Raw genomic sequence first — 10,383 nt, 5'->3', positions numbered from 1 at the left:
AACTCTCCATTAGCCAGCAAAGGTCGTCGGTTCGCTCCTTACAAACTCTGGCTCCCGCAACCACTGAAATAACATGTTTTATTAAATCGGCACTCTACAAGAGTGTTTTTTTATGCCTAAAATTCATATTCCCTCACGCTATTTTTAACACGTATACCTGCTGTTCTTTTCTAATTCTACTTTTTGAAAGTGTTATTGCTGAATATTTAGTATGCTATGCACTAAACTCTTTAAAACTTTTTGTAATCAAAATTATGACTGAACTTTATCACTGGTTTGATTTAATAGGTGTGGCGGTATTTGCTATCTCAGGCACCTTGGTAGCCTATGAAAAGAAAATGGATGGCTTTGGTGTAGTTGTACTTGCAACTGTTACGGCTATTGGCGGCGGTACCGTTCGCGATGTGATACTCGACCAGCCCGTATTTTGGTTACACGACCAAAGCTACTTCTACGCTATTTTGGTGGCGGTTCTGGTTACTACACGACTGATCAATAAGCAAAAATCCATTCCATACTATGTATTGCAAACCGCTGACGCGTTTGGCTTAGCCTTTTTTGCGGTCATGGGAGCGCAAAAAGCGCAATTGGCTGGTATGCCAGATATGACGGTTGTGATTATGGCTGTAATAACCCCCTGTTTTGGTGGGCTTATTCGCGACGTGCTTGCCCGCGATATTCCAATGCTGCTTAAAGGTGAGCTGTATGCTATTACCTGTATTGCTGGTGGCATTGTCTATACATTAAGTATCAACCTATCGTTAACGGTGGAAGTGGCAATGATTCTGAGTATGCTAATGACCTTATTGCTACGTTTTTCGGCGATTAAATGGAAGATTATATTACATGTTTTTAAATATCCTGACTAAACTGGTTAATACAGCTGTTAACTAGGATAAGGAATGTCGTTAGCCCGTATATTTTCTCGCGCTCAGGTGGGGATAAACGCCCCCGAGGTGATGGTTGAAGTACATTTAGGGAATGGTTTACCCGCCTTTCATATCGTCGGCTTACCTGAGGCGTCGGTTAAAGAGGCCAAGGATAGAGTACGTAGTGCTCTAGAAAACTCGCAATTTGGATTTCCCGATCAGCGTATTACCGTTAATTTAGCACCTGCCGATCTTCCTAAGGATGGAGGGCGATTTGACCTTGCGATTGCGGTAGGTATTTTGGTCGCATCGGGTCAAATAGTCTGCCCTGATATTCATAAGTATGAATTTTACGGTGAGCTTGCACTTAATGGTGAAATACGGGCGGTAAATGCCATTTTGCCTTCAGTGCTTGGTGCCAAAGAGCAAAATCGTTGTTGTTTTCTGCCTCTTGAAAATGACAGTTTGGCCAGCCTTGTCAGTGGTGTAAAGCGAAAAGCCGTCAGTTCTATACAAGAGGTATGGGGAGACTTGCTCAATCAACAACCTTTACCGCTTAACATTGCCTACCCTGATTGCACCCAAGCGCCAGATTTTTTACTCGATTTAAGCGATGTAAAAGGCCAACCTGGTGCTAAACGTGTATTAGAAATTGCCGCTGCTGGTGGGCATAATTTACTATTTTTAGGTCCACCAGGGACCGGAAAATCAATGCTTGCACAACGAATGGCCACAATAATGCCAACCATGTCTGATGATGAAGCCATTGATACTGCTGCTTTATATTCAATTATTGGCCACTCAATTGATTTAACCAATTGGCGTCAGCGACCGTTTCGCAATCCGCATCATACCTGTTCTGCAGTAGCGCTAGTGGGTGGTTCGTCTAACCCTAAACCCGGTGAAATATCGTTAGCGCATAACGGTGTGTTGTTTTTAGATGAGCTCCCTGAATTTGAGCGTAAAGTGCTAGACTCGCTACGCGAGCCAATGGAAACCGGAACAGTGACGATTTCGCGCGCGGCCAGACAAATGGAATTTCCAGCGCAGTTTCAGCTTATTGCAGCACTTAATCCCAGTCCGACAGGGTGTCATCATGATAAACGGGCGACACCCGATCAGGTAATGCGCTATTTATCGCGAGTATCGGGGCCGTTTATTGACAGAATTGATTTGCAAATTGAACTACCAAGGTTGAGCAGCGTGGAGCTACAAAGTACAACTACAGAAGAAACCAGTGCTGAGGTGAGGGCACGAGTAGAAGCAGCTTATGTAGTTCAGCTTAAACGCCAAGGTAAAGTAAATGCGCGCTTAAATAACAAAGAGATGAGCTTGCACTGTGAGTTACCACCTGCAGAGCTGCAGTTTTTAGCCAGAGCCAGTGAAAAGCTGGCGTTATCGCCGCGCTCTTATCATAGAGTAATCAAAGTGGCGCGAACTATTAGTGATTTAAAAGGTGCGCCACAAATCAGTTTAAATGAGCTTAAAGAAGCGCTTAATTATCGGGCATTTGAGCGTTTATTATCGCAGTTAACCCAGCACTAAGGCTTTAAATTGAAAGCATATAGCCTTTACCGCGAACAGTGACAATACGTTTTTGATCTTTCTCATCGTTCAGCTTTTTACGTAAACGACCCACTAACACGTCTACTGTGCGATCGTTGGGGCTCCAATCGGGCTGGCCAATTTCTTCTGATATTTTTTCACGGGAAGTCGCTTTACCAGCATTACCAATCAAACAAATAAGCACTTTGTGTTCTGCTTCAGTCAGTCGTGATTCAATCCCACTGGCTGTAATAAGGGTGCGATTATCTGGATGAAGCTTAAAATCGGCGTATTCAATAAACTCTTCACTGTCATCGTCGCTGTGATTATTGGCAACTCGTTTGTATAGGGCGCGCATTCTTAGCTCAAGCTCAAGTAAATCTACCGGCTTGCAAATATAGTCATCGGCACCTTGAGCAAGGCCTGCAATTCGATCGGCTTGTGAGTCACGACTCGATAATAAGATAACGCCAATATCGGTGAGCGTATTTAGCTCTTTGGCAAGTTGTAAACCGTCGCGTTTTGGTAGCACAATATCAATTATTGCCAAGGAAATAGTATTGCGCTGACTTACGCGGCTTTTAACAACATTTAACGCATCGGCCCCGGTGGGGTCAACGTCAATAGAAAACTCGGTATTTATAAAATGATTTTGGATGCGCTTTACGAGTAATTCGTCATCTTCAACCAATAAAACATTAATTGCCATAGTCTGTTATTTTTTTAGTTTCAGCTTTGTATATTAGCATCATTGATGGCCTGTATAACACAGAGATCGTTGTTTTTCGGTAACATTATATTACGAATTGGTCTAATAACATTACTCTTGTAATGCGCACTTTTCACTTGAGCAAGAAAGTGCGCATTATGGTTGCTAATCTTTATACATTGAATCCCACCATTGTGGTTCATTTTTTAACTTTTTGTCAAAGTAAGCCAACATGGTGTTCCACCAATTAAATCGCTTATCGCGCGCAAATATTTGGTGATCCGCTCCTTTGTACTCTATCATTTCAACGTCTTTATTAAGCAGTTTTAGTGCGGTGTACATAGTTAAGCTTTCGCCCACAGGCACATTGGTATCACTGTCACCATGAATAAGCAGTAATGGTGTGGTTACTTTATCAGCATGGAATACAGGGCTATGCTGGCTGTAAAGTTGAGGGTTATTCCACGGGAAGCTATTTTTTGAGGCTTCGCCTGAGTATAAATAACCCCACCATCCTTCACCCCAGTATGACGTTAAGTTTGAAATACCGGCATGCGCAATAGATGCGCTAAACATATCGGTTTTGGTGGCAAGCAGCATAGTCATGAAGCCACCATAAGATGCACCAAGATTACCTACTTTACTACTGTCTACAAAATCATATTTAGCTAAAAATGCCTCTGTGCCTTGCATAATGTCATCGGCGGTATAGTCGCCCCAAGCATTTACATGTTGAGCTGAAAAAGTTTGCCCAAAACCCGTTGCGCCGGTTGGTTGTACAACATAAACCACATACCCGTTTGCTGCCCATAAGTTAAAAGGGTAGCGGCCCGTAAACCCGCGTGTTACTGGTGAGGTGCCACCATAATAATAAACAAGAGCAGGGTACTTCTTGGCTTTATCAAAATTGCTTGGCAGATAAACACGGCCAGAGATTTCTACGCCACGCTTATTGGTAAAGTTAAATTCTTCAAGCGCAGGAATAGTCGTATTGGCATATGCAATCTGGTTTGAATCCCAAATGATCTCTACCTTGTTTTTACTTACGTCTAAGCGCTTGAGTTGTTGAGCGCTCGACGCATTGCTGCCACTAATTAATAACTGGGCATTGCGCGTATTTGAAAAGCTAAATTGCTGCACAATATCAAAGCCTGTATTTAACTTTTTAAAGCGCTGTTTACTCAGGTCAAATAAATACAGTGGTTGGGTATCTTTTTCTGTCACTTTGATTAGCGCATCACCATTGCTTAGTACTTCTAATGTGCCAATTGCGGGGTCAAACTGTTTGCTTAACGCCGTTACTTTTTTGGCATTATCAGTTAGTAAGTACAGCTGGCCATCGTAATTATTAGCCAGCATGTTCTTTGGTAATGTTCTGCCTGCACCATTCTTAAAATCAGGGCCTGCAACAACATAAATATTGTTTGCGGCATATTTAGCTTGATTAAAGGTTTTAAACTTACCTAATGATTTTATGCTGTTGGATTTTAATGTAAGTTCAACCAACTCAGTCTCTGGGTGAGTTGAGGCTTGCATCGCCATTACTGGACGACTTATTAATAGCTTTCCACGGTTGCTGTTAGCATCTTCAAGTTGATGGCTCAATACGCCTTCGGTCAGAGCTTTGGTTAGACCACTGTTGGTATCGAGTAAATATAATTGGCTAACCGTACGGGCATATGACCAACGATCTTGAAGACCTTTATGGTGCTTGGTTAGGCTGTTATTTTCTTCTGGCGATTTTGACCAACTAAATATAATACTGCTGTCCTTATAAAAGTTGAAATTACTTGCGCCTTCAAGGCCAGAAGCTAAAGTTTTAATTGTTAAGTTTTTACGGTTTAGTTGCTTTAATTCACCATTTAGTAAATAAACTAAAAATTGGTTATTAGGGCTCCAAATGAACTGACTTGGCTGGGCTGCTTCAAATCGGTATACCGTTTGGTTATTAGTATTTTTAAGCTCGGTTGTGGTAATGGCATCGTTGCCGGTTTTGTCACTATAGTGCTTGGTTGTACTTAAGTAATGTTTGGCATCAGGCGACAAAGAGGGGGCACTAATAGTTGGGGCGTCAAACAATTGCTTAGCCGATAAGCGCTTGGTTTTATTTGTCGTTAGGGTCACGACGTCAGTTTCTGCTTTTGGCACAAACTCTAAGCTAACATCATTCCAATTAGCAACCTGTTGAGCGATGACGAGCACGGTATGTGAGCCGTTATTTAAAGCAAGCTGATAGCGTTGGTTTTCACCAGTTTGCTTCTCACCATTGATAAAAACCTGACCTTGCTCTATTCCTTTAATGTTTAAGGAACCTTGTGTAAATCGGTTAGTTTCCAAATTAAATTTAAGTGCTTGTAAACCGCCTAAAGTAAGCGCGTTAATTTTATCAAGTGGTTGCCACTTGTGTTTTTTACCAAATACAACAAAGCTTTCTGTATTTAATTTAAGCTGTGCAATTAGATTATTTATAATCACATCGCTATGGGGTGTTTGAAATGGCTTAGCTTGCATATCTTCTGCAAGCGGACCAATAAATTGGATTTTTGATTGATCGAGTGGGGCGGCTAAGGTCGTTAAACTCAGACTACTTAATGTTAGTAGGGTTGCTAAGTAAGTAAAACGTTTTGCGTAACGATGCCAAGGTGCGCTTAAATTCATTGTTATGCCTATTATTATTGGGTATTTGGCCAAATATAGCATGTATTGTTATGATGCTCATATATCCAATATAGAGGAAAAAAAGTGACACTATTAATCATTTACATGGTTACAGCGATTGTGATTTCGTTTTTGTGTTCAATAATGGAGGCGGTGCTATTAAGCATTTCGCCTAGTTATGTTGCATTGCTGCGCAAAGAGCGTCCAGTGCTGGCGAAGCAGCTTGAAAAGCTAAAAAGTAATATTGATCAGCCATTAGCGGCTATTTTAACGCTTAATACAGTTGCCCATACTGCTGGTGCCGCAGGGGTAGGTGCACAAGCCGCCGTTGTATTCTCAGATGCTGCAGTGGGGATTGCATCTGCAATTATGACTTTATTGGTACTGGTGTTATCTGAGATTATTCCAAAAACCTTGGGTGCCAATTATTGGCGTGCTTTAACACCGAGTGTGACTTATGGTTTACGTATTTTGGTGTTAGTACTTAAGCCGTTTGTATGGGCTGCACAAAAGCTAACCAATTTGATGGGGCAAAAGCATAATGAGGCCTATTATATTCGCCAAGAAATAGAAGCGATGGCCGATATTGGCAGTGAGTCAGGGGCACTTCATGCTGATGAATCAGAGATCATCCGCAACTTACTGCACTTTAGACATGCAAAACTAACCGATTTAATGACTCCGCGTACGGTTATTTTTAAAATTCATAAAGACCTTACTGTTAATCAGTACTTAAGTGAACATGGCTCTTCCTCATTCTCTCGAGTGCTAATTTACGACAAAGATGCTGACGATATCATAGGGTTTGTTCATAAAAACGATATCATGTTGGCATACCACCGCTTAGGTACAGACTACAAAATTAGTAAGCTGGTTAAGCCTATTTATACCGTACCGAGTACGCAAAACGTGTCGTCGTTATTACAAACATTACTCACTAAGCGAACCCATATTTGTTTAGTGATCGATGAATACGGTGATGTACAAGGCATTGTAACCCTAGAAGATATGATCGAAGCGTTAATGGGTTTAGAAATTGTTGATGAGCGAGATCAATCTACCAACATGCGTGCCGTTGCTAAACAACGTTGGCATCAACGTTTAGCTGATAGTGAGCATATCGTCAGCGCCGACGATAACGAACCTCGTTAGGAGGTCTGTAAATATCAACAGACAAAGGTCAGTAGGCCCTAGTTATTATTTGTTTTAGTGGCTGTTTTTATCCAGTGCTGTGCCCATGAGATAAATTCAGCTTTTGCTTTTGGGCAGCTAAACAAAAATCCTTGTATAGTTAAGTCTGTTTGATAGTGCTTTAGGTAGGCAAGTTCCTCTGGGCGCTCAACACCCTCAGCAACAAGTTGTAGCTGCTCTTGGCTAGTCATATTAATTAATGAGCTGACCACCACTTGCGAAAACTTATCGGTTTCAATATGGCTTATAAAAGAGCGGTCTATTTTAACTTCAGTGAAAGGAAGTTGTTTTAGTTGATTAATATTAGTAAAGCCAGTACCAAAGTCATCCAGCGAAATACCAAAACCAAATATTCTGAATCTATTTAAGGTTTCAAGTTGGGTATAGCTTGAAAGCGCATGTTGTTCGGTTATTTCAACAACCACATCACTGGGAAGCACGCCGTACTTTTGTAATAGCAGCAATAACTTATTAGGGCAGTTCAAATCATTTAACTGGCATGGCGACATATTAAATGACAATTTTAAGCTTTCTCCTAATTGCTCTTTGAGCTGCTTTAAGTCATTGCAGGCTTTTTCAAACAGCGTAAAAGTAATGTCATTGATTAAATCACATTGCTCTGCAAGGCTTATAAAGCGGCTTGGTAAAATAACGCGTTCGTTTTTATTTGAAACAATGCGAGCCAATACTTCAACACTTTGTATTTGGTTATTGTTTATATTTATTTTAGGTTGGTAATACGGTGTTATTTCATTATTTTTTAATGCGTTAATCAGCTTAGCTTTAGTAATTGGGCGCTCTTTTACAAGTGTGTGGCTGTTTAACTGCGCTATTTTGGCAAGTAACGTATTTACCTGATTTAGTTGCACAGGCTTGGTAAGGTTACCAATTAAATGCACATTGTGCTGCTTGGCTAGGTCAGCTGCTAGGCTGATTATTTTAGGGTCCATTTCAGAAATAATAACAATCGCACCGCAATAGCCTATTTCACCTAAATTACGAATTAACTCCATACCATCCATTTCTGGCATATTCAGATCAGTAAATATGGCGTCATAAAAGTTTATATCAGGCTTTACTTTCTCTAATGCTGTAACTGCGCTTAAGCAAGTGGTGACTTCTGGCATTTCGAGCTCATTAAAAATCGCTTTCATAACAATTAAAATGGCTTTTGAGTCATCAACAACGAGTATGTTTGGCAATTGAGTTCGCATTGGTGTCCTTGGTAGTTATAACTTACTTCCTGTAATACTAAAAATAGTCGCTTGAATAGTTTTTGTCAGTATTTCAGGCATTTTTACCTTAAATTATCGCTAATAAAATGATGCTAGCTCACTCGTGTTTTTTTGGTGGAAAGGTATACTAGCGCCATAATTTATAATGGGTATAACAATGATAAAAGTCGATCTTTCTCTGGCAGAGCAACCGTTTACGCTGATGATATCAGGGCAGCAAGTTGTAAAAATATTTCATGATCAGCAAGCGATAGCATTTGAAAACCCACGTGAAAATTATGTCGAGTTTATGCTTGATGAGCAGTTAATTGGTATTGATAGCAGCGAAGTAAGCCAGCAAAGCTTGGCGCTATATGTAAATAATCAGTTTGCAACTCAGTTAGCTTTACCTGCAGCAGCACAAGGCGAACCTAAAAAAGGGTTTTTAGGGCTCGCGGCGCTTGGCTTTAAATTATTTAAAAGTGCTAAAGTTGTTAAAGTGGCGCTTGCCAGTGCATCGGTGGCCGGTTATGCGTGGCTGTTTACCATTGAATTTGCGTTAATGCTGATTGCTTGCCTGGTGGTACACGAATATGGCCACGTACGAGCTATGAAGTATTTTGGCATTAAAACCAAAGGCATTTATTTAATTCCTTTTGTAGGCGGGTTAGCCGTTAGCGACGATAAAATAACTACGCGCTGGCAAGATGTGGTTATATCACTAATGGGGCCTGCCTTTGGTTTGTTTACTTCTGTACTTGGTGTAGTGCTTTATTACGCTACGGAAATGGAAATATTTGCAGGTGTTGCGGTGCTTAGTGCACTGCTTAATTTATTCAATTTACTGCCTATTTTACCGCTTGATGGCGGGCATGTACTAAAAAGCATTAGCTTTTCAATGCGCTCTTGGGTTGGTTTAAGTGTGTGCTTACTAGGTGTGCTATTTGGTTTATGGCTAAGTTACACCTTTGGTTTAATGTTATTAGTGTTCTTTTTATTTGTTGGGGCGCTAGAAATTGTGTTTGAATGGCGCGGCCGGCATTACTCACATTTACTGCCATTAGATAAATATGGACAAGGCTTTTCAGCAGTAATGTATGCGCTGGTAGTTGTAGGCCATGTAGCAGTGATGATGCATTTTGCAGATTCTGAAAATCCAATACTTAGCCTACCGATGACAATTTTATCGAGCTAAAAAAAACAGTATGGCAGATCAAATTTTGCTCACCATGCTGTTTTTTGCACGGTATTTTTTAAGGTTTGTATGGCGATAGCAAGATGTTAGTTTTGGTTTGTTTCTTAATGGGGGAATTGGTATGGTACTATCCCTCAGAATGAAAAATAACAAGAAGCCGTGAGCTGATAAAATTATGGATGATGCGATAAAACAACAAGTAAACCAAAGTACAGTGGAATCTTTATTGTACACGCTTTATTGGTTGGCCTTTTTTTCACTGGCGCTCCCAATGGCTTCATACTTGATTATTTTTTTATCGGGTGGTGGGGCATTATTATTAAATGACATTACTCATTTAGAGCAACTAGATTCGAATCCCGGCTTAGTTTTTATATCTACCTTCCTCACTGCTGTACTTACGCTGCCATTTTTAAAGTCTACTCTTGATGCGCAAAATAAAAGCGAAGTTATTGGGCGTTTAGCAATAGAGAAGGTGGCTCTTTTTCCTTTAATCATTATAGTGCTATTAACAGCGGCTTACGTTTTACTGGAACAATGGCTTTTTGGCTTTATGGAAGTCGCCTTGCCAGGTTTTATGTTAGAAGTTGAAGCACAAACAAACTCGCTTTTAGCTAAAATTATGCTGTTTTTAGCAGCAGTATTTATTGGGCCTATATTTGAGGAAGTAGTTTTTCGAGGAGTTGCATTCTACAGGCTGAAAAAAACAGCCTTGGGAGCTATTGGCGCAATTATTATCCCAAGTATCGTGTTTACATTGTTACATGGGCAGTATGATCAAGTTGAAATTTTTACTTTTCTGTTTGTGTTTTCTTGTTTGATGGGATTAATTCGTCATCTATCGGGTAACTTGTGGTATTGCATTATCGCTCACATGATCTGTAATTTATTAGCACTAGGTGAGATTATTTGGTGAGATTAAATGACTTATCAGTTAACTTTACTTTCTTACTTAGTTCTTTTGGTTTGCAGCTAGCAAGCGCGATATAAAATCGCGCCTAT

8 protein-coding genes are annotated in these 10,383 nt (G+C 40.4%); 5 read left to right on the top strand and 3 right to left on the bottom strand.

Features of this window, described 5'->3' with window-relative positions; all coding sequences use genetic code 11:
- Window positions 1–254 precede the first annotated feature (254 nt).
- Together MTF66_RS31885 and MTF66_RS31880 are read left to right on the top strand one after the other, a co-directional pair.
- Window positions 255–869, top strand: coding sequence for a trimeric intracellular cation channel family protein (locus MTF66_RS31885; protein WP_008108278.1), 615 nt, complete (start codon window positions 255–257; stop codon window positions 867–869).
- A gap of 33 nt (window positions 870–902) precedes the next feature.
- Window positions 903–2,414, top strand: a complete 1,512-nt coding sequence (locus MTF66_RS31880) for a YifB family Mg chelatase-like AAA ATPase (protein ID WP_138570151.1) — start codon at window positions 903–905, stop codon at window positions 2,412–2,414.
- A 4-nt stretch (window positions 2,415–2,418) separates the two neighbouring features.
- On the opposite strand, the gene MTF66_RS31875 is transcribed toward MTF66_RS31880, so the two are convergent.
- Both MTF66_RS31875 and MTF66_RS31870 read right to left on the bottom strand, forming a co-directional pair.
- Complete coding sequence (locus tag MTF66_RS31875) at window positions 2,419–3,123, bottom strand: response regulator transcription factor (protein WP_008108280.1); 705 nt, start codon at window positions 3,121–3,123, stop codon at window positions 2,419–2,421.
- A gap of 165 nt (window positions 3,124–3,288) precedes the next feature.
- Window positions 3,289–5,781: a S9 family peptidase gene (locus MTF66_RS31870; RefSeq protein WP_248529648.1), complete on the bottom strand. Its 2,493-nt coding sequence runs from the start codon at window positions 5,779–5,781 to the stop codon at window positions 3,289–3,291.
- An 84-nt stretch (window positions 5,782–5,865) separates the two neighbouring features.
- On the opposite strand from MTF66_RS31870, the gene MTF66_RS31865 reads away from it, so the two are divergent.
- Window positions 5,866–6,933 carry a hemolysin family protein gene (locus tag MTF66_RS31865; protein ID WP_008108284.1) on the top strand — a complete coding sequence of 356 codons (1,068 nt, stop codon included), beginning with the start codon at window positions 5,866–5,868 and terminating at the stop codon, window positions 6,931–6,933.
- 38 nt (window positions 6,934–6,971) lie between these two features.
- Here MTF66_RS31865 and MTF66_RS31860 read toward each other — a convergent pair whose 3' ends face one another.
- Window positions 6,972–8,186, bottom strand: a complete 1,215-nt coding sequence (locus MTF66_RS31860) for an EAL domain-containing protein (protein WP_075169529.1) — start codon at window positions 8,184–8,186, stop codon at window positions 6,972–6,974.
- Window positions 8,187–8,364: 178 nt separating this feature from the next.
- Here MTF66_RS31860 and MTF66_RS31855 point away from each other — a divergent pair, with 178 nt between their 5' ends.
- Together MTF66_RS31855 and MTF66_RS31850 are read left to right on the top strand one after the other, a co-directional pair.
- Window positions 8,365–9,381, top strand: coding sequence for a metalloprotease (locus MTF66_RS31855; protein ID WP_248529646.1), 1,017 nt, complete (start codon window positions 8,365–8,367; stop codon window positions 9,379–9,381).
- A 175-nt stretch (window positions 9,382–9,556) separates the two neighbouring features.
- Window positions 9,557–10,297: a CPBP family intramembrane glutamic endopeptidase gene (locus MTF66_RS31850; protein ID WP_248529644.1), complete on the top strand. Its 741-nt coding sequence runs from the start codon at window positions 9,557–9,559 to the stop codon at window positions 10,295–10,297.
- Window positions 10,298–10,383: the final 86 nt, after the last annotated feature.

It is taken from the genome of Pseudoalteromonas sp. 2CM39R (genome assembly GCF_023161845.1).
The sequence above is the reverse complement of the archived record's forward strand: the minus strand, read 5'-3'. Positions and strand labels throughout refer to the sequence as shown.

Excerpts from the sequence above, each read along its gene's own strand:
- MTF66_RS31885 (WP_008108278.1), top strand. The coding sequence starts at position 255 with ATGACTGAACTTTATCACTGGTTTGATTTAATAGGTGTGGCGGTATTT.
- MTF66_RS31880 (WP_138570151.1), top strand. The coding sequence starts at position 903 with ATGTCGTTAGCCCGTATATTTTCTCGCGCTCAGGTGGGGATAAACGCC.
- MTF66_RS31875 (WP_008108280.1), bottom strand. The coding sequence starts at position 3,123 with ATGGCAATTAATGTTTTATTGGTTGAAGATGACGAATTACTCGTAAAG.
- MTF66_RS31870 (WP_248529648.1), bottom strand. The coding sequence starts at position 5,781 with ATGAATTTAAGCGCACCTTGGCATCGTTACGCAAAACGTTTTACTTAC.
- MTF66_RS31860 (WP_075169529.1), bottom strand. The coding sequence starts at position 8,186 with ATGCGAACTCAATTGCCAAACATACTCGTTGTTGATGACTCAAAAGCC.
- MTF66_RS31855 (WP_248529646.1), top strand. The coding sequence starts at position 8,365 with ATGATAAAAGTCGATCTTTCTCTGGCAGAGCAACCGTTTACGCTGATG.
- MTF66_RS31850 (WP_248529644.1), top strand. The coding sequence starts at position 9,557 with ATGGATGATGCGATAAAACAACAAGTAAACCAAAGTACAGTGGAATCT.